This window comes from Streptomyces sp. NBC_01465, from assembly GCF_036227325.1.
Taxonomy (GTDB): domain Bacteria; phylum Actinomycetota; class Actinomycetes; order Streptomycetales; family Streptomycetaceae; genus Streptomyces.
Window position 1 is genome coordinate 3,104,801 of the sequence record NZ_CP109467.1, and the last position, 19,416, is coordinate 3,124,216.

At 69.9% G+C, this 19,416-nt stretch carries 19 protein-coding genes and 1 pseudogene; 15 read left to right on the top strand and 5 right to left on the bottom strand.

The features are described from left to right. Window positions 1-314: 314 nt before the first annotated feature. The 8 genes from OG707_RS14440 (at window position 315) to OG707_RS14475 (ending at window position 10,065) form a co-directional block, all read left to right on the top strand. A complete protein-coding gene (locus tag OG707_RS14440; protein WP_329118160.1) occupies window positions 315-2,603 on the top strand; it encodes a peptidoglycan recognition protein in 2,289 nt (762 codons plus the stop codon). Window positions 2,604-2,770: 167 nt separating this feature from the next. Then, on the top strand, window positions 2,771-3,421 hold the full coding sequence (locus tag OG707_RS14445; protein ID WP_329118162.1) for a GntR family transcriptional regulator: 651 nt from the start codon (window positions 2,771-2,773) through the stop codon (window positions 3,419-3,421). Between the two features lie 56 nt (window positions 3,422-3,477). Beyond that, window positions 3,478-4,227: a PIG-L deacetylase family protein gene (locus OG707_RS14450; RefSeq protein WP_329118164.1), complete on the top strand. Its 750-nt coding sequence runs from the start codon at window positions 3,478-3,480 to the stop codon at window positions 4,225-4,227. Then, window positions 4,224-4,937 carry a 4-carboxy-4-hydroxy-2-oxoadipate aldolase/oxaloacetate decarboxylase gene (locus OG707_RS14455; RefSeq protein WP_329118166.1) on the top strand — a complete coding sequence of 238 codons (714 nt, stop codon included), beginning with the start codon at window positions 4,224-4,226 and terminating at the stop codon, window positions 4,935-4,937. The genes OG707_RS14450 and OG707_RS14455 overlap by 4 nt, the downstream gene beginning before the upstream one ends. Next, window positions 4,930-6,000 (top strand): 4-oxalomesaconate tautomerase, encoded by a 1,071-nt coding sequence (locus OG707_RS14460; RefSeq protein WP_329118168.1) that lies wholly within the window; start codon window positions 4,930-4,932, stop codon window positions 5,998-6,000. Before OG707_RS14455 ends, OG707_RS14460 begins: the two co-directional genes overlap by 8 nt. Before the next feature lie 11 nt (window positions 6,001-6,011). Continuing rightward, on the top strand, window positions 6,012-6,965 hold the full coding sequence (locus OG707_RS14465) for a catechol 2,3-dioxygenase (RefSeq protein WP_329118170.1): 954 nt from the start codon (window positions 6,012-6,014) through the stop codon (window positions 6,963-6,965). A gap of 156 nt (window positions 6,966-7,121) precedes the next feature. Beyond that, a complete protein-coding gene (locus OG707_RS14470; RefSeq protein ID WP_329118172.1) occupies window positions 7,122-8,468 on the top strand; it encodes an MFS transporter in 1,347 nt (448 codons plus the stop codon). A 61-nt stretch (window positions 8,469-8,529) separates the two neighbouring features. Next, window positions 8,530-10,065: a subtype B tannase gene (locus OG707_RS14475; protein ID WP_329118174.1), complete on the top strand. Its 1,536-nt coding sequence runs from the start codon at window positions 8,530-8,532 to the stop codon at window positions 10,063-10,065. A gap of 166 nt (window positions 10,066-10,231) precedes the next feature. On the opposite strand, the gene OG707_RS14480 is transcribed toward OG707_RS14475, so the two are convergent. Next, entirely contained in the window at window positions 10,232-10,792 is a 561-nt protein-coding gene (locus OG707_RS14480; RefSeq protein WP_329118176.1) for a response regulator transcription factor, read from the bottom strand. Between the two features lie 294 nt (window positions 10,793-11,086). Here OG707_RS14480 and OG707_RS14485 point away from each other — a divergent pair, with 294 nt between their 5' ends. The 4 genes from OG707_RS14485 to lepB all read left to right on the top strand — a co-directional run bounded on the left by OG707_RS14485 (window position 11,087) and on the right by lepB (window position 15,324). Then, the gene (locus tag OG707_RS14485; protein WP_329118178.1) at window positions 11,087-11,509 is read left to right on the top strand and encodes a hypothetical protein; all 423 of its coding nucleotides are present in this window, start codon (window positions 11,087-11,089) and stop codon (window positions 11,507-11,509) included. 98 nt (window positions 11,510-11,607) lie between these two features. Further along, window positions 11,608-12,285 carry an ABC transporter ATP-binding protein gene (locus OG707_RS14490; protein WP_329118180.1) on the top strand — a complete coding sequence of 226 codons (678 nt, stop codon included), beginning with the start codon at window positions 11,608-11,610 and terminating at the stop codon, window positions 12,283-12,285. Further along, entirely contained in the window at window positions 12,282-14,624 is a 2,343-nt protein-coding gene (locus OG707_RS14495) for an FtsX-like permease family protein (RefSeq protein ID WP_329118182.1), read from the top strand. The genes OG707_RS14490 and OG707_RS14495 overlap by 4 nt, the downstream gene beginning before the upstream one ends. Further along, window positions 14,617-15,324, top strand: a complete 708-nt coding sequence (gene lepB, locus OG707_RS14500; RefSeq protein ID WP_329118184.1) for a signal peptidase I — start codon at window positions 14,617-14,619, stop codon at window positions 15,322-15,324. Before OG707_RS14495 ends, lepB begins: the two co-directional genes overlap by 8 nt. Before the next feature lie 213 nt (window positions 15,325-15,537). Here lepB and OG707_RS14505 read toward each other — a convergent pair. The 4 genes and pseudogenes from OG707_RS14505 to OG707_RS14520 form a co-directional block, all read right to left on the bottom strand. Next, a pseudogene (locus tag OG707_RS14505) lies at window positions 15,538-15,780 on the bottom strand (hypothetical protein); the annotation flags it as partial. 15 nt (window positions 15,781-15,795) lie between these two features. Continuing rightward, window positions 15,796-16,374, bottom strand: a complete 579-nt coding sequence (locus OG707_RS14510) for a Uma2 family endonuclease (protein WP_329118186.1) — start codon at window positions 16,372-16,374, stop codon at window positions 15,796-15,798. A gap of 21 nt (window positions 16,375-16,395) precedes the next feature. Then, window positions 16,396-17,148, bottom strand: a complete 753-nt coding sequence (locus OG707_RS14515) for a helix-turn-helix domain-containing protein (RefSeq protein ID WP_329118188.1) — start codon at window positions 17,146-17,148, stop codon at window positions 16,396-16,398. A gap of 245 nt (window positions 17,149-17,393) precedes the next feature. After that, window positions 17,394-17,822, bottom strand: a complete 429-nt coding sequence (locus tag OG707_RS14520; RefSeq protein WP_329118190.1) for an ATP-binding protein — start codon at window positions 17,820-17,822, stop codon at window positions 17,394-17,396. 140 nt (window positions 17,823-17,962) lie between these two features. Between OG707_RS14520 and OG707_RS14525 the strand changes: the two genes are divergently transcribed. From OG707_RS14525 to OG707_RS14535, 3 genes are read left to right on the top strand one after another with little or no spacing between them, the layout of a single operon-like run. Next, window positions 17,963-18,808 (top strand): helix-turn-helix domain-containing protein, encoded by an 846-nt coding sequence (locus OG707_RS14525; protein WP_329118192.1) that lies wholly within the window; start codon window positions 17,963-17,965, stop codon window positions 18,806-18,808. After that, window positions 18,805-19,071 (top strand): DUF397 domain-containing protein, encoded by a 267-nt coding sequence (locus OG707_RS14530; protein WP_329118194.1) that lies wholly within the window; start codon window positions 18,805-18,807, stop codon window positions 19,069-19,071. Before OG707_RS14525 ends, OG707_RS14530 begins: the two co-directional genes overlap by 4 nt. Beyond that, entirely contained in the window at window positions 19,056-19,415 is a 360-nt protein-coding gene (locus OG707_RS14535; protein ID WP_329118195.1) for a hypothetical protein, read from the top strand. Before OG707_RS14530 ends, OG707_RS14535 begins: the two co-directional genes overlap by 16 nt. Window position 19,416: the final 1 nt, after the last annotated feature.

A 19,416-nucleotide genomic window follows, 5' to 3' on the forward strand; every position in this document is an offset into this window, starting at 1 on the left:
CCTCCGTCCTCCCGCCCTGGTCAGTCCGTGGCGCGACACCCGGCGGGGACCGGCGCGGGAGCGCCGGGCAGGCGAGGAGCGACGTGCGTCACAGTGGCACGCCGCGTACGGCCAAAACCTGGTCATGCGGAGGTCTGGATTCCGTCAGGTTTTCACGGTCCGCTCCGGTCCGGTCGGAGCGCTGCTCGAACTCCCCCTGCTCCAGGGGCTGTTGGGTGCATCTGGATGGCTGCACCACGTTCCTGGCCCATTCCCCCGCGCGGTATACAGTCCCTGCTCGCAACATTTGTTTACTTCAATCACAGGGGTGGGGCATGGGGACACGTGCGGTCCGAAGACCGGTGGCACGCAAGAGGGTCTGGATCGCGGTGGGGGCCGTGGTCGTCGGCGGGGCCGGGATCATGACCGCCACCGCCTTCGCTCCCGATGACGGTGGTTCGTCGGCCGGGAAACCCGCCGCGCAGAAGCCGGTGTCCAGCGCCGTGCAGGCGCTGCAGCTGAGCGGCAGGGACGGCAAGTTGACGCTGCCGCAGCGCTCCACCGAGCAGTTCGGCCTGGTCGGCGTGACCTGGACCAGCCCGAAGGCCAAGCTGGATGCGGACATAGAGGTACGGACCCATCGCGTCTCCACCGGCGCCTGGTCCGACTGGCACAGCGTCGAGGCCGCCGACGACGACATCCCCGACGCGGGCGCCGAGCCGAACGCCCGTGGCGGCAGCGCGCCCCTGTACGTCGGTGTCTCCGACGGAGTCCAGGCCAGGGTTACGTCCAAGAGCGGCGCGACCGGCATCCCGGCGGGCCTGCGGCTGGACCTGGTGGGCGACGCCCCGCAGAAGAAGACCTCGGTGAACGTGGCGATGGCTCCCGCGGCGTACGCGGTCGACGCCGACCCCACGGACTCCCCGACCCCCGACCCGACCGACACCTCCGCATCCCCCACGCCCTCGGACTCGCCGAGCCCGTCTCCGTCGGACGTCTCTCCCCCGCCGTCGGTGAGCCCGACGCCGAGCGCGACCAGCGCGTCCCCGACGCCCTCCAAGTCGGCCTCCACGAGCCCCTCCCCGACGTCGACCCGTCCGACCGCCCCGAAGTCCACGGTGGTCAAGCCGACGATCGTGACGCGGGCGGGCTGGGGCGCCGACGAGAAGATCCGCGAGGCTGGCGACCCGGCCTACTCGGACAAGATCAACGCGGTGTTCGTCCACCACACCGACACCGCGGCCACGTACGACTGCAAGGACTCGGCGTCGATCGTGCGCTGGGTGTACACGTACCACGTGAAGAGCAACGGCTGGCGCGACGTCGGCTACAACTTCCTGGTCGACAAGTGCGGCACGATCTTCGAGGGCCGCTACGGCGGCATGGACCTGCCGATCATCGGCGCCCACACCGGCGGCTTCAACACCCGCTCCACGGGCATCGCCGTCCTCGGCTCCTTCCCCGACGACAAGGGCAACGCAACCTCGATCTCCACCTCGATGCTGGGTTCGGTCGCCGCGGTCGCCGCCTGGAAACTCGGGATGTACGGGGTGAACCCGAATCCGTCCACGAAGACCGCCACGCTGGTCGCGGGCTCGGGCGGCAGCTCCAACTTCACCGTGGGCAAGACGTACACCTTCTTCCCCATCTCCGGACACCGCGACGGCTATGCCACCGCCTGCCCCGGCATCAACCTCTACAACAAGCTGCCCACGATCCGCGCCTACGCGGCAGGACCGGTCGCCGCGCCGACGCTGACGGTCTCGCCGACGTACACGAAGGGCGCCTCGACCGTCACCTGGACGACCGCGACACCGACCGCCGTGATCAAGGGCTTCGAGGTCCTGGTCGACGGCAAGACGGTCGCCTCGGTAAGCCGGTCCACGCGCTCGGCGCCGATCACCGTCGCCGCCGGCAAGCACGCGGTCCAGATCCGCGCGACGCACATCAACGGCAAGACGTCGATCTCGGCGGCCGCCTCGGTCACGGGTGACACGACCAAGCCGACGTACACGACGCCCCTGGACGTACGGCTGCGGGGCGGCACGCTCACCTCCACCTCGATCCCGGTGGCGATGACCTGGAAGGCCGCCGACAACGCGTCCCTCAAGTCGGTGGCGGCCACCGCCCCGCACGCGGCGACGTTCGGCCCGACGGTGACCTCGTGGGGCACCACGGCCAAGCCCGCGACGGCCGTCACGTACACGCTGAAGGCGACCGACTCGGCGGGCAATTACCTGACCACCTCGGTCTCCCGTACGGCCGTGATCACCCAGGAGACCTCGGCCACGCGCTCCGGCACCTGGGCGGCGAAGAAGTCGACCAGCTATCTGGGCGGTGCCTCGTACTCGTCCGGCACCAAGAACGCCGCGCTGACCTGGACGTTCACCGGACGCTCGGTGGCCTGGGTGGTCTCGCGGGCGTCGACCTCGGGTCAGGCGTACGTGTACGTCGACGGGGTCAAGGTGTCGACGGTGGACCTCAAGTCCTCGACGACGCTCTACCGCCAGGCGATCTGGACCAAGACCTGGTCCACGGCCGCCAAGCACACGGTCAAGATCGTCGTGGTCGGCACGTCAGGCCGGCCGACGGTGACGACGGACGGCATCGCGTACGTGAAGTAGCAGCGCCGGGAGTTACGGCAGGGGCCGGGGAGCGGATCAGCTCCCCGGCCCCTGCCGTCTGTCGCCGTCCGTCTCCGTCCTGCGGCGCGTACACCTTGGACAAAATTGTTGACAATCCTGTTGCCCTAGATTTAGGTTCGACAGGCACTCACCCAGGGAGGGCAGCGATGCCGGAGCAGACACGTTCAGGCACCGGAGAGCAGGCCAAGCAGCAGGCATTGGCGCAGCTCAGACAGGCGATCCTGCAAGGCGACATGGCACCGGCCCAGCGGCTGGTGGAGAACGAGCTCGCCGAGCAGTTCGGTGTGACACGGGCCAGTGTCAGGGCGGCGCTCATCGATCTGGCGGCCGAAGGTCTGGTCGAGCGGATCCGTAACCGGGGATCGCGCGTGCGCGTGGTGTCCGTCGAGGAAGCGGTGGCCATCACCGAGTGCCGTGTGGCCCTCGAAGGGCTCTGCGCCGCCAAGGCGGCCGTCGCGGCCAGCGACGCGCAGCTCGCCCAACTGGCGGACGTGGGACGGGCGATGAAGAAGGCGGTCGCCGACGGCGAACCGGTGACGTACTCCGACCTCAACCACCAACTCCACTCCCTGATCCGGGAGTTCTCCGGCCAGCCCGTGGCCGCCGAGCTCCTGGAGCGGCTCAACGGGCAGCTGGTGCGCCACCGTTTCCAGCTCGCGCTGCGACCGGGGCGCCCCCAGCAGTCCCTGGGTGAACACCTGGCCATGATCGACACGATCACGTCCAGGGACCCGCAGGCGGCCGAGGCGGCCGTCCGTGCCCACCTCTCGGGTGTGATCGACGCGTTGCGCGAGTAGCGCTCCGGCAGTCCGGCGGTGGGCCAACTTTCCTGTCCAGCAAGGAGATTCAGCCCATGACAGACGGCAAGTCGCCCACCACTCCACGATCCACGCTGGTCGTCACCGCACACGCCGGGGACTTCGTGTGGCGGGCCGGCGGAGCCATCGCGCTGGCCGCCTCCCGTGGTGAGAAGGTCACGATCGCGTGCCTGACGTTCGGCGAGCGCGGCGAGTCCGCGAAGGCGTGGCGCGAGGGCAAGCAGCTGGCGGAGATCAAGGCGATACGGAAGGACGAGGCCGAGCGCGCCGCCGCCGCCCTGGGCGCGGAGGTCCTCTTCTTCGACGCCGGAGACTATCCGCTGGTCGCCACCGCCGAGTTGACCGACCGGCTCGTCGAGATCTACCGCGACACCCAGCCCGACGTCGTACTGACGCACCCGACCGACGACCCGTACAACGGCGACCACCCGGCCGCGAACCGCATGGCCCTGGAGGCCCGCATCCTGGCCCAGGCCATCGGCTACCCGGGCGAGGGCGAGATCATCGGCGCCCCGCCCGTCTTCTACTTCGAGCCGCACCAGCCGGAGATGAGCGGCTTCAAGCCCGAGGTCCTCCTCGACATCACCGAGGTGTGGGACACCAAGCGCAAGGCCATGGAGTGCCTGGGCGCCCAGCAGCACCTGTGGGAGTACTACACGGATCTCGCGGTCCGCAGGGGAGTCCAGCTCAAGCGCAACGCGGGACCCAATCTGGGCCTGGCCCACAAGACCATGGCCGAGGCCTTCATGCGCCCCTACCCGGAGATCGCGAGGGAACTGGCATGAGCGGCGTCATCGTCACCAACCCCCCGAAGGCGTCCGCGAAGGACGTCGCGCAGCTGTCCGCGTACGGCACCGCCACGGTCTCCGAGGCGCTCGGCCGCACCGGCAGCTTCGGGCTCGGCCTTCGCCCGGTGCAGCAGGACGTACGGATCGCGGGCACGGCGGTGACCGTGCTGTGCTGGCCCGGCGACAACCTCATGATCCATGCGGCCGTCGAGCAGTGCGGCGAGGGCGACATCCTGGTCGTCACCACCACATCCCCTTGTACGGACGGCCTGTTCGGCGAGCTCTTCGCCACCGCGCTGGAGCACCGTGGGGTGCGCGGTGTGGTCATCGACGCCGGTATCCGCGACACTTCCGAGCTCCGCCAACTGGGCTTCCCCGGCTGGTCGGCGGCGGTCTCCCCGCAGGGGAGCGTCAAGGCGACCGCCGGTTCGGTGAACGTGCCGGTGGTGATCGGCGGGCAGATCATCCGCCCCGGCGACGCGATCGTCGCCGACGACGACGGGGTCGTGGTCGTCCCGCGCGAACACACCGCGGAGGCGGTCGTGGCCTGCGAGGCGCGCGAGGCGAAGGAGGCTGCGGCCCGATACGCCTTCCAGGAGGGCCAGTTGGGGCTCGACCGCTACGGGCTGCGCGAGACGCTCGTACGGCTCGGCGTGACCTACCAGACGTACGAGGAGTACTCCGCCAACGGGCAGCACCATGCATGAGGTCCGCTGCATGCTGATGCGCGGCGGCACCTCCAAGGGCGCCTACTTCCTGGCCGGCGACCTCCCCGCCGATCCCGCCGTACGCGACGACCTGCTGCTCCGCGTCATGGGCAGCCCCGACCCGCGCCAGATCGACGGGCTCGGCGGGGCACATCCCCTCACCAGCAAGGTGGCGGTGGTGTCAGCGTCGCCGCACGACGGGGCGGACGTCGACTATCTCTTCCTCCAAGTGGGCGTCGACAGACCGGAGGTGACGGACCGCCAGAACTGCGGGAACCTCCTCGCCGGGGTCGGCCCCTTCGCCGTGGAGCGCGGCCTGGTCTCCCCCGGCGGCGCGCAGACCTCGGTCCGTATCCGCATGCTCAACACCGGCGACCTCGCCACCGCGACCTTCCCGACGCCGGGAGGGCGTGTCGCGTACGAGGGCTCCGCCACGATCTCCGGGGTGCCGGGGAGCGCGGCGGCGGTGGTGATCGAGTTCCCGCAGGGTGCGGGCCCGCTGCTGCCGACGGGCAGGGCCCGTGACGTGATCGCCAGTACGCCGGTGACGTGCGTGGACAACGGGATGCCGACCGTACTGATCGCCGCGTCCGACCTGAAGGTCACCGGCTACGAGGACCCCGCAGCCCTGGAACAGAACCAGGACCTCGCGGCCCGCCTCTACGAACTCCGCCTGGCAGCAGGCAAGTTGATGGGCCTGGGTGACGTCGGTACGACAACCGTGCCCAAGCTCACTCTGCTCGCCCCGCCGAGAGACGGCGGTGCGGTCACCACCCGCACCTTCATCCCGGTGCGCTGCCACACCTCCATCGGCGTCCTGGGCGCGGCGAGCGTCGCCGCCGGACTGCGCATCCCCGGCTCGGTCGCCGAGGGCATCGCACAGCTGTCCTCATCGGGCTCACAGGGCGGCCTGATACGTATCGAGCACCCCACCGGACACCTGGACATCGAGACCGAGATCGCGCCAGGACCCCCGCCGGCGGCGCGCCGCACCGCCGTGGTCCGTACCGCACGAAAGATCTTCGACGGCACGGTCTTCGCACGCCCTGCCGCCCAACCCTGAAGGAGCCGCACATGCCCCCGCCGCTCGGCGACATAGCCCACCTCGGCCACGCCGAACTGCTCACCCCCGACCTCGAAGCCAGCGTCCAGTTCTTCATCGAGTACCTGGGCCTGACCGAGAACGGCCACACCGGGGACTCGATCCACCTCCGGACCTGGGACGACTACGAGCACCACAGCATCACCCTCACCCCCCACACCACCTCGGGCATCCGCCGCACGGCCCTGCGCACCTCCAGCGAGGAGGCGCTGCACCGCCGGGTCAAGGAGATCGAGGCGAGCGGCCGCCCCGGCCGCTGGACCGAGGGCGAACCGGGCATCGGCAAGCTGTACGTCACGACCGACCCGGACGGGCACGAGATCGCCCTGTACTGGGAGAGCGAGTGGTACCAGGCCCCGCCCGAGCTCAGGCCGGGCCTGAAGAACCAGCCGCAGGCCAAGCCGGGCCACGGGGTCGCGGTCCGCCGCCTCGACCACGTCAACTTCCTTGCCCGCTCGGTCGAACCCAACGGCGACTTCATACGCGACCAACTCGGCGCCCGCCCCACCGAGCAGATCCGCCTCGACGACGGCCGCATCGCCGCCCAGTGGCTGACCTTCAGCAACAAGTCGTACGACGTCGTCTACACCGAGGACTGGTCGGGCACGCAGGGCCGCCTGCACCACATCGCCTTCGCGACCGACACCCGCGAGGACATCCTGCGCGCGGCCGATCTCGCCCTGGACACAGGGGTGTTCATCGAGACGGGCCCGCACAAGCACGCGATCCAGCAGACGTTCTTCCTCTACGTCTACGAGCCCGGCGGCAACCGCGTCGAGCTCTGCAACCCGCTCACCCGCCTCGTCCTGGCCCCCGACTGGCCGCTGGTCACATGGACCGAGAACGAGCGGAAGAAAGGCCAGGCCTGGGGCCTGAAGACGATCGAGTCGTTCCACACGCACGGCACGCCTCCGCTCGAAGACTGACGGCGGGCGGGGGGGTCCTCCACGCCAGGGGGACAACTCGTTTCTGAGATTGTTAACAAAACCGTTGACGATTACTCGACCGCTCCCTACCGTCAAGCGGACCCCCCTCCCCCGATCCCGCCAAGGGACCCGTCCCCCGGACGAGAGGACACAACGATGTCTCCCTCCCCCGCCCCGCGCACACCGCTCACGCGCGGCGCCAGAATGGCCGCGCTGGTCGTCGGCCTGTGCTGGATGGTCGTCCTCTTCGACGGCCTCGACATGTTCGTGTACGGCTCCGTGCTCCCCAACATGCTGGCCGAGAAGGCGCTCGGCCTCACCCCGGCGAAGGCCGGTGACCTGGGCAGTTACGCCACCTTCGGGATGCTGATAGGCGCCCTGTCCGCGGGCACCGTCACCGACTGGATCGGCCGCAAGAAGGTCATCCTGGCCAGCACCGCGGTCTTCTCGCTCGCCTCCGCCCTGTGCGCGGTGGCAGGCAGCCTCGGCGTCTTCAGCTGGGCCCGCTTCATCGCCGGCCTCGGCCTCGGCGGCCTCCTCCCCACCACGATCACGATGGTCTCGGAGTACGCCCCGCGCGGCCGGACCGCGCTGATCGTCGGCACGCTGATGACCGCGCACCAGGCGGGAGGCATCGTGTCGGGCTTCGTAGGGATCTGGACGACACAGGCGGGCGGCTGGCGGATCGCGTACTGGATCTGCGTGGCACCGCTCTTCATCGGCGTACCGCTGATCGCCAAGTTCCTGCCGGAGTCGATGAGCTTCCTGCTGGCGAAGGGCCGCACGGAGGAGGCGCGGGCGCTGGCGGCGCGGTACGAGGTCGAGCTCCCGGCCCCCAAGGCGAACGCCCTTGGTTCCGGCGGGCGTTGGGACGCGGTGATCGCGCTCTTCCGAGGCGGCCTGTGGCGTACGACGGGCCTGTTCTGGCTGACGTCGTTCTTCGGTCTGCTGCTGGTGTACGGAGTCAGCCAGTGGCTGCCGACGATGATGCGCGGCGCGGGCTACGACCTCGGCTCCTCGCTCTCCTTCGTGGTCGTCATCAACCTCGGAGGCATCGTCGGGATGCTGGTCGCGGGCCGCTTCTCGGACCGTTTCGGCGCGCCGAAGGTCGCCACGGTCTGGTTCGCACTGACGGCGGCGGGCATCGCACTGCTCGCGGTGCGGATGCCGCTGGCGCTGACGTACGTGGACGTCTTCCTGACGGGCCTGTTCCTCTTCAGCGCGCAGGCGATGGTCTACGCGGCGGTCGCGGCCCGCTCCACGGACGGCAACCGGGCGACGGCGGTGGGCTGGGTCTCGGGCATCGGCCGCTTCGGGGCGGTGTTCGGACCGTGGTTGGGCGGCCAGTTGGTCGCGGGCGGCAGCAACGGGTGGGGCTTCGCGTCGTTCGCGATCGCGGGTGTGCTCGCGACGGTGTTCGTGGCGCTGACCACCTTGATCAAGCAACAGGAGCCGGCTCTGAGCCCGGCCCTCGCACAGCCCGTGTCCACGACATCGGGCTGACCAAGACCTCCAACTCCCCCTCACAGCAAGGAATTCAGCAATGAAGCGCAGGACCGTAGTCATGGGTATCGGAGCGACCGCCGGGGTGGCGGCGATTGGCACGGGCGTCGGCTGGCAGGCGTCGGCAGAGGGCGCATCGGGGACCCTGGTCTTCGACAGGACGGCGTACAAGACGGTGACGGAGACGATCACGACGGACGCGGGCGACAAGGAGGTGGAGTACCACTTCTACGGCCCGATCACGTACGTCACGAACCCGTCGGACGACACGCACCAGTCCCTGGTGGTCAGCGTCCCGGTGAAGATCGACGGCAAGACGGTGGATGCGACGGACGCCCCGATCGTCTTCGCCAACGGGATCGGCGGCTACTTCCCGTCGTCGGTGGCGACCGCAACGGGCGTGGGCCAGTCGACGATGGAGATGGGCGGTGGCGGCGCACCCGGCGGCGGTACGGGTCCGGGCGGAGGTGGAGGCGGAGGCGGAGGCGCGAAGCAGATCAGCATGCCGAAGCTGGGCCTGGCGGCGGGTTACGTAGTAGTGGAACCGGGAGCGCGGGGCCGCAGCCTCACGGATTCCTCCGGTGTGTACTACGGCACGGCACCGGCGGCGATAGTCGACCTGAAGGCGGCGGTCCGCTACGTCCGCGCCAACAAGGGCCGCATCCCCGGCAACACGGACCGGATCGTCTCCACGGGTGTGAGCGCGGGCGGCGCCCTGTCGTCCCTGCTGGGCGCGTCCGGCGACAGCAAGATCTACGAGTCGTACCTCAAGGAGGCGGGCGCGGCCCACGCCGGCGACGCGATCTTCGCGGTGGGTGCCTGGTGCCCGATCACGGACCTCGAACACGCCGACGCGGCCTACGAGTTCTGCTGGGGCGACAGCAAGACGCAGCCGACGGGCGCGGTGGTCGACCAGACGGTGGCGAAGGCGCTGCAGTCGCAGTTCGCGGAGCACCAGGCGTCGCTGAAGCTGCCGGGCCTGCACCACTTCGGCAGGCTGACGGCTCGCAACTACGACGAGTACCTGGTCAAGACGTACATGCAGCCGGCGGCCACGAAGTACCTGGCGGCCCTGTCGGACGCCGACCGCACCACGTACCTGGCGGCGAACACCTTCATCACGTGGTCCGGGTCCAAGGCAACGTTCACCTGGTCCGACTACGTCACGCACGTGGGCGCCCGCAAGAAGACGACCCCGGCGTTCGACGCCTTCGACCTGTCGGCGGGCGAGAACAACGAGTACGGCCTGGGCACCACCTCTGCCCGGCACTTCACGCAGTACGCCCTGGACAACGACACCACGGGCCTGACCAGCAAGCGCCTCGCATCGGACATCCCCGAGAAGCTCCGTCTGATGAATCCGATGCACCACCTGGCCCAGAAGAACCCGGGCCGCTCGAAGCACTGGTGGATCCGGGTCGGCACGAACGACACGGACAGCTCCCCGGTGATCGTCGCGAACCTCGCGGCGGCGGCCGCCGACCTGGGCGACGACGTCAGCTCCCTCATGTACTGGGACGGCGCCCACGGCGCGAACGACGACGCGGCGGACTTCATCACGTGGATCGCCAAGGTGACGGGCCACAAGAGGAAGTAGCGCCGCACCCCCGCGATGCCGAGCCTCGTACAGCACGGGCTCGGCATCGCCGCGTTGTACGCCCGGAGCGGCGCGAGCCCCGGGTTCACTCGATATCCAGCGCTCCACAGCAGCCGAGTAGGTGCGAAGCCATGATCAGCATTTCTCGGCTCGGCGCAGGACGATGTCAACGTCGCCCGACGCTGTCCGCGTCCGCCGCAGGAGCGGGCGGCACCTGCCAGGCCGCCGCCTGCACGCGGTTGGCGACGCCGAGCTGGGCGTAGAGAGCAGCGGCCCGCGCCTTCACCGTGGAGACGCTGACGTTCAGTTCGCCGGCGATCTCGCGGTTGTTCAGGCCCCGGCGAATGCCCTCGTGTACGGCTTCGAGACGCTGCGCGAGTGCTGTCTCCGCGCTCTTCGCCTCCTTCCCTGTGTGCTCGAAGCCGTCGCGCATACCGGTGGCGGCAGCCTCCGCGGTCTCGCTCGGCGGGATCACGCAGTAGCCGAGGGCCACCAGGCGTACGGCGTCCGCGAGACACCCGTCCACCAACTCCCTCGGTACGACGCTGAGACGGGAAGCCGGCGACGGCACCTGCGCCTGGCTGCTGTGCTCGCCCCAGGACGTCACCAGGACCGTCGGCACCGATGCCGGTGGCCGGTGCGCCAGCGGGGCCTGCCCCGTCCCGCTCAGCACCAGCACATCCACGCCCGTACTCGTCGCCCGCTCCGCGCTCTCCGCCGCGAACACCGTAAATCCCCTGCGCCGCAACAGCCTGTACAGCTGGCGGCGTTCAGATTGATCAGGGCAAGCCAGACCCACACGCATGAAGGAATCCCCTCGTGAACCGCTGTGGACTGGTCGGGTCCGGCGGTCTTCCTTGCGATCACGCAGATTGAACCATGGCTCGATCACGCTGTCTCCACCTTGCCGGGAGGCCGACTTGTGGCCACCTGGCCATTGCGGGGCCGAAGCGAGGCGGCCGAAAGTCTGCAGACGAACGTCACCCGATGTTCACCATCCGGTTCTTCAGGAGGGGATTTCATGAAGCAGGCCATACGCAGACGCATCGCCGTCGGTGCGCTCACGACGGCGGTCGTCCTCGGCGGTGCGAGCGCCGCGCTCGCCCGTAACGGCAACGGCTCGATCTGGGTCGGCAACACCTACGCGCACATCAGCGGCAGCGTGTACTGGAACCCGAAGGGCACCGACCACGGCGGCATGGAGGTGTACGGCAACCTCTACGACGACGAGGCCGACGGCAACTCCGCCAAGCTCGAGGGCAAGGTGTCGGGCTACGGCTACACCACCCTGTGGCGCGCCAGCGGTGGCAACGGCACCCACGTGTACGGCGACAAGGTCGTCTACGACCCCGCCGCGCTGTATGTCAACGACGGCTACGTCCAGACCTGCCGCTACAACAGCTGGGGCGTCGACAAGTGCACCAGTGAGTACATGAGTCGCTGACCCCGGCGGCAACGACACAACCGGTGAAGCCGGGGCGGGCCGTGAATCAGACGGCCCGCCCCGGCCCGGCCGACCGTACCCCATCGAAATGGACACGCATGCTCGTCGCGGAGAAGCTCTGCCACGCCTTCAAGGACACCCAGGTCCTGAACGGCGTACACCTGACGGTGTCGGAGGGTGAGACCGTGGCCCTGGTCGGGCCCAGCGGCTCGGGCAAGACCACCCTGCTGTACTGCCTCGCCGGGCTGCTCCGTCCGGACGCGGGCAAGGTCTCCTTCCGGGGCGCGGACATCGTCGGGCTCGGCGAGCAGGAGCGTTCCGCGCTGCGCCGGACGTCCTTCGGGTTCGTCTTCCAGTCGGCCGAGCTGGTCCCCGAACTCACCCTGCGCGAGAACATCGAACTGCCGCTCGAACTCACCGGGGTGGCGGGCAAGGAGCGGCGCAGGCGTACGGACGAGCTGCTGGAGCGGCTCGGGCTCGGCGCGCAGTCGGGCAAGCGTCCGGCGAAGGTCTCCGGCGGGCAGGCGCAGCGTGCGGCCGTGGCGCGGGCCGTCGCCCACCGGCCCGCCGTGGTCTTCGCCGACGAACCGACCGGCGCGCTCGACACCGCCAACGGCGCGACCGTCACCGACCTGCTCCTCGACCTCGCCAAGGAGTCCGGCAGCTCCATCGTGCTGGTCACGCACGACCGTGACCTCGCCGCTCGCGCGGGCCGCACGGTCGAGCTCCTCGACGGTGCAGTGGTGGTCAACTCCCTTACCGCGGACGCCTCATGAGTGGGTTGCGACTGCTGTGGCGGGTGTTGCGCGGCGGCGGGGCCGCAGGGCTGCTGCGCCAACTCCTCATGATCGCCGGGATCTGCGTGGGCGTTCTCGTGCTCGCCTTCATCGCGTCCATGCCGGGCACTCTCGACGAACGCGCCGCCACTTCCTCGGCCCGCATGCCCCTTTCGACCGCCGGGCGGGCCGACGCCAACACCAACGCCAACACCAACACCGACGCCGACGGGCGGAAATTCTCGTACAGCCTGGTGCAGAGCTCCTGGGGTGGGCAGCGCTTCACCCGTGTCCTGATCGCCGACGCGGCCCCCGATTCCCCGCTGCCGCCCGGCCTCTCCCGACTCCCGAAGCCCGGCGAGGCGATCCTCTCGCCCGCCGCCGAACGGGCCGCCGCAGACCGGGCGTTCGCGGCGCTCGTGCCCGGCCGTCGTATCGGACAGGTGCGGCCCGCGGGACTGCTCGGCCCCGATGACCTGTACGCGTACATCGGCGTCACCTCCGACCGACTCGGCGACCGCGCCGAGGCCAGGGGCTGGGGCGGGCTGAGCGCGGACGTGGCCGTGCGGGACCGGTTCTCGCTCGTACCGTACGAGCTGGCTCTCATCGTGGTGGCGCCCGGCGTCATCTATCTCAATGTGTGCGCCCGGCTGTCGGCCGCCACCCGCCGCAGGCGCTATGCCGCGCTGCGCCTCGTCGGCATGGACCCGCGCCGGGTGCTGCGGCTCGCCGCCGGGGAGTCGGCGGTGGCCGGAGCGCTGGGCACGCTGTCGGGGCTCGCCCTGTACGGCGTGGTCAACCGCTGGGTGGGGCCCTCCGGCGTGATCGGCTTCAGCTGGTACGCCGCCTCGTCACGGCTGACCGTGCCGCTCGCGGTGGCGGCGTTCGTCCTGGTCACCGTGGCGTCCGGGGCGATCGGCGCCAAGAACACCGCGAAGGCGCTGGCCCGCCCCGTCGAGGCCCGGTTCGACGGCGCCGACCGGAGAGCCGGCTGGTGGCACGCGCTGCCGTTCGCGCTGGGCATCGGACTGATCGGGTTCCCCGTCGTGTCCGACGCCCTGGCGGACGGCCCGCCACGCGGTCCGGCCAGTGGCACCCAAGGGGTGCTGCTGATCGCCGGGATCCTCCTCGCCTCCGTGGGTGTGCTGTTCGCCGTACGTCCCCTGCTCGGCGCAGCCGCCCGCTGGATCGGCGGCGGGCGCGGTCCGCTGGCCGTACGGCTGGCGGCCCGCCGGGTCGAGCACGAGTCCGCGGGGCTGACCTGGCATTTGTCGGGGCTGGTCCTGCTGGTTCTGGTGGCCTGCGTCGGAGCGGGCGTACTGCACCAGAACGAGGTGGCGTCCAGCCTGCGCACGGGGCCCATGACCGTGGGCGTCGAAGCGCGGGAGGCCGCGCCCGCCGACCGGGCCGGGCTCTGGAAACTGCCCGCGGACCACCGCTGGGCCTGGCAGTCCAGCGTGCACCCGCAGGAGGCCCCGGCCACCGAGCCGCAGACTGCGCAGGACTGGGTACGGGCCTTCGGCGCGACCGTGGTCACCGCGGACTGCGCCACCGTCCGCGAACAGACCGGCCGCCCGCTGCCCGAGTGCGCGGACGGCCACGTCTACCGGATCGCACAACAGGGTGAACTGACGCTGCCGCAGGGCCTGGAGCTGAAATTCCGCACCGGGACCGGGGCAGAGGCAGAGGACAAGTCCTCCGCGCTGACCACGCTCAAGGCCTCGGGCCCCACCCTCGACCTCGGGCGCGCCGCAGCCTTCGTGTCGGGTCCCGCACTGCTGTCCACCGGCCCCGTACCGGCCCTCGGCATCACCGAGGACACCCGTATCCAGTTCCGGATCGACGGAAGCCTTGCCGCAGCCGACGAGTTCGCCTCCGCCCTCGCCAAGGTGGCACCCGCGGCGACCGCGCGGGCGGGCGACCTGGACCTGGACGGTCTTGAGGACTACCGCGTACACCGGGGCACCATCGACAGCGGGGTGTGGATCGCCTTCCTGCTCGGCGCCTCCGCGTTTCTGATCAGCGCGATCGGCCGCGCGTCCGAGCGGCGCAGGGACGTCACCGCGCTCGTTGTGCTCGGCGTGCCGGTCCGCACCCTGCGCGCCGTGCAGTGGCTCCAACTCCTCGCCCCGCTCAGCCTGGTGCTCGCCCTGGCCCTGCTCACCGGGGCGCTCGCGGGCAACGCCGTACTGCTCCTGCAGGGCGCCTCCGCCGGCTGGTACGGCGGCACGCTCACCGCCGCTGGGCCCGCCGTGCTGATCGCCGTGCTGAGCGCGGCAGTGGTCGGCGCGTTCGTCACCGGTCTCCGCCCCCGACCCGAGGATCTCCACCGTGCGTAATCCCTCCCGCCGCAATCTCTCCCGCCGCACTCTGATGGCGCTCGCCGGACTGCTGCTCACGCTGGGCACCGGCCTGTTCTTCGCTCTCCGCTACGACACCCACCTCGTCGGCACGGAGGCGATGGGCCCCACCTTCGAAGGCGACGACCAGGTCCTGGTGGACACCGCCGGTGCGCACGGCGCGGATCTGCGGCACGGCGACGTCGTGGTCGTACGCGGCGACTGGCCTGGGGCGCCGGACGGGTACCGGTACACGGTGCGGGTGATCGGCCTCGGCGGAGAGCGGGTGCAGGGCACGCGCGACGGCTCGGTCACGGTGAACGGCACGCGCCTCGACGAGCCGTACGCCCACGGGGATCACTCCGCGTACGGCGCCTTCGACATCACGGTCCCGACCGGCCGGGTCTTCCTCCTCGCGGACGCCCGCAGTATCGCGGTCGACTCCCGGGCCTACCTCTCCACCCGCTCGGGCACCCTGCCCGCCGACGCCATCGAGGGCCGGGTCGCCGCGACGGCCTGGCCCGTATGGGGCCTGGCCACGGACCCGTCAACATCCTCCCGCCTGCCGCTGCCGGCCATGGCGGGGGCGGGTACCGCCGCGGGGGTCGTACTGCTGGCGCTGGCGGCGAGGCCGTGGTTCACCCAACTGCGGTCGCGTGTACGGTCATTGCGGCCCGGGGTGCGCGAGCGCACAACGTGAAGGACCGCGGCCCCGTCCGTGCTCCCTTTGGCAGGAATTCCCGGGCTGAGGACGCTGGAGGCGCTCGTGTTACGGCCTAATGGGTTGATCTCCCCCGGGTCCGCGCATCTTCTCCGCAGCAAGCCTCTGCACGTTGGACAACACGTCAGGACCGCTGTCGAAGTCCGCGTCGGTGAGCGTGCCGCCCAACCGTTCGCGCAGAATTCCGCGCACCACGGCGACCTTCTCCAGTTCCTCGTGGGCCAGCCGATCCAGGAACGCATCGGCCGCAGGATCGGGCACAACCTCGAACATCCAGTGCCGCATCACAGCGTGGATCTCATGCACGCCGGCCGAGTTGATTGCCCGAACGAACTCCTCGCGGCGCTCCTCGGGCAGGGCTGCCCGGATGCCAGGGATGGTGTTGGGCACTTCGACCTCCACCCCGTCGACCATGGTCTTGAGCGGCTCCGCCATGACCTGCTCCCCTCGCTAGGCGCCTGGCCGGGCACCGTAGACGGGAAGCGCCCCCGTCTCCAAGTCCCCGCCCAGCTCGCTCTCAAGGGGAACGGTCTCCCCGTACTTGCCGTGGACCACACCCCGGTACCCGTCAGGCGCTGGGCGCGTGAACAGCGACCAGGTCCCCGTGCGCGGGTCGACCTGCAGCAACCGGGCAACCCCCGCCGCCGCGTACCACTCCGTCTTCTCGTTGATGCCCTTCAGCCGCTCGTTCGGCGAGATGACCTCGACCGCAAGCTCCACCGCGTCCGCGTCCAGCAGCCAACCGTCCGCTTCTTTGAAGGATCGCGGGCCGATGGTCAAGTCCGGCGTCGAGTAGTCATCGGGGTCATCCACCATCGGGACAGAGACGTTCTCGAAGGCTTCGTGCTCGGCTGCCAGGCCGGGGCGCATCGCATCGCGAAGGTCGATGACAAGCCCGGTGTGCTTCCCACTCGGGCCCGGAGACACCACGAGTTTGCCCCCGATGATCTCGACCCGCGCGCCAGTGGCCTGCGCAATCTTGCCCGCGGCCTCACGCAGGTGTCCGCGACGGACGGGGATGGATCTCAAACTCATCTCCTCTCTTGTCGCCTACGCCACCGCGATGAGCGGGCCGCAGTCACGGCACCGTCCCGGCAGTGGGGCTCGGTAGGCGCGTTCGCAGCCGTCACAGGTCTGGAACGGGTCGGGGCGCAGTCGCTCCGGTGCGGCGGGGATCGGGGGCGGCAGGAGTTCGGCCAGGCGGTGGGCGAGGAACCCCGCCGGGTGGCGCAGAGGTTCAGCGGGCAGGTCGGCGGTCAGCGTGCGTCGTACAGCATCGGGGGCGATCCCCCGCTCCAGCCAGGCGGTGACGGCCGGGGCGAGGCGTTGCGTGTCGCGTACGGAGAGCAGCAGGCGGGGGTCGAGGGCGCGCAAGGAGGCCAGCAACTCCTGGGCGGATACGTGCCGTTCGGGACTCGGCGGGGCCTGCTCCGGCTCCGGGGCGGCAGCGGTCTGCGGCACGTTGTACGAGGTCGTGCGGGTCACGATCCGCCCGGAGGGCGTCCGCTCTCTGACCCGGGCCAGATACCCGTACGCCTCCAGCTCCCGTAGCGCGGAGGCGATCCGGATCTCCCCTTCGGGGAACTTCGCGGCCAGGACCTTGATCCCGACCGGTGCGCCCTCGGGCAGCGACTGGATGTGGGTGGCGAGACCGATCGCGGTGAGCGACAGGTCCGGGTGCTGGGCGAGATGGTTTCCGACCACCGTGAACTGCTCGGTCTGGGGTCGGTCGACGTGTCCGATCCCGGATCGGGAAGGGCCGGACCGGGCGCGCGAGGGCGCGTTAAGCTGCTGCTCAGTCATCAGGAAGGTGCTTCTTCCTCGGTGATCAGACCCTCGTTCGGGATTGCAGTCCCGGCGGGGGTCGTCTCATGCGTACAGGGGGATGTTGCTGCTGATCGCGGCTGACCTTTCCCCACCAACTTCCTTGATCGCCAGCCCATTTGGACCAATTCACTCGTGTGGGTGACGGGACGGCGGGGTTGGGTGGGGTTGGTTCTTTCCCAGGTTCTTTGTCTTTGGCGTCGGGCCCGCCCGGAACGTGGCACTCAACGACCCGGTGCCGGATCGATCTCCGCCCACACGGTCTTCCCCGGCACGGGCCCGGGCTCAACGCCCCACCGGTCCGCGTACACCCCGACGATGACGAGCCCCCGCCCCCACTCGGCGTCGCCCGGCGCCGGGTCGTGGGCGAGGGGGATCCGGTCGCCCCGGGTGTCGTAAACCTCGATACGGAGCGTGCCCACACCGGAGAGCGCGAGGCTCAGCCGGAAGTCGCGACCGGGGACGCGGCCGTGCGTGATGGCGTTGGCCGCGAGCTCGGCGACGACCTGGGCGGCGGCGGCGAACGGCAGCCCCCACTCTGAGAGTTGCTGGACAGCCAGCAATCTGCCAAGCCGCGCGCCGCGACGGGTGGACGACAGCTGAATGCTGAACTGGCGTACGGGCGCGGGCATTTCGACGACTTCGTGACTCATGTCACTCAGGCTGCCGGGGCGCCCGTACGCCGGACAGCAACTTCATCTCTACGTACGGTGACTGTCCCGAGCTTGTCCAGCGCTGTCCCGGCTGTCCCGGGTGACGCAACGGGTACGGAGCCGGTTGGAGGTGGGTGCGCATGAGCAACAACGACGAACCCGGCTGGGAGGTCGACCCCGACGACGAGTCGGGGGCGGCGGTGGTCGCGGCGGTGGGCCGCCAACTCAAGCTCTGGCGCGAGGCGGCGGGGATGCGGGCGGCGGAGTTCGGGGCGGCGCTCGGGTACGGGGAGGACCTCGTCTTCAAGGTGGAGGGCGGGCGACGGATCCCCAGGCCCGAGTACCTGGACGGGGCGGATGCACTCCTGCGCGCGGGCGGCAGGATCTCCGCAATGAAGGAGGACGTCGCACAGGTCCGATACCCGAAACGGGTGCGGGAACTGGCGAAGCTGGAGGCCCGAGCAGTCGAGTTCGCGGCGTATCACAACCACAACATCAACGGCCTCCTGCAGGAGGAGGGCTACATGCGAGCGCTCTTCGAAACCTGGCTGCCCGCCTACTCTGCTGACGAGATGGACCGCATGGTGACCGCACGACTGGGTCGACAGTCCGTCTTCACACGGACACCCGCCCCCATGTTCAGCTTCGTGCAGGAGGAGGTGACCCTCCGCCGTCCGGTCGGAGGCACAATGGTTCTGCGGCGGCAACTCGAACACCTACTAGAGGTGGGCCAGTTGAGGAACGTGGCGATCCAGGTCATGCCGACCAGCCGCGCAGACCATCCGGGGACAGCCGGCCTGATCGAGGTGCTGAAGTTCCCGGACGGGACTGCGGTAGGGCGTTCCGACGGGATGTTCAGCAGCCGTCCGGTCTCGGACCCGAAGCAGCTCCGGATCCTTGAACTGCGCTATGGGATGATCCGGGCCCAGGCGCTCACGCCACGGGAGTCGCTGGAATTCATCGAGCAGGTGTTGGGAGAGACATGATCAACGAGCGCTCTGCCGAGGACACTTCAGAGCTGGAGTGGGTCAAGAGCAGCTACAGCAGCAGCAGCAACGGCAACGACTGCGTCGAGGTCGCCTGGGTCAAAAGCAGCTACAGCAGCAGCGGTGACGGCAACGATTGCGTCGAGGTCGCGACCACCCCCCGCACCATCCACGTCCGCGACTCCAAGAACACCACGGGCCCCCAACTCACCTTCACCAGCGCCCCCTGGTTCGCCTTCCTGGCGACATGCACAACACCCTGACCGAGCACGCCCGGTGTATCTACGGCGACGAGTACCGGCCCACCCCGGAGTGCGACCAGGAGCATCAGGAGCACTACTTCACCGAGGAACTCACCTTCGCCGACGCGGACGCGATCCTCGCCATGCTGCGTGAGCTCAGCCCGCACAGGGTCGACGGCCAGCTGCCGGTCTGGGTCCGGAACCTGTCCTACCGGCTCGTGCTCCTGCAGCGCCCGGACGATCCGACTCTGATGCGCGAGGCCGCCGAGAACCTGTGGCTGCACGGCCCGGATTGGGACGACATCGCAGCAGACCTGGTGAGACGGGCCGATGCCCTCGACAACGAAGATCCACTCGGGCGCTAAC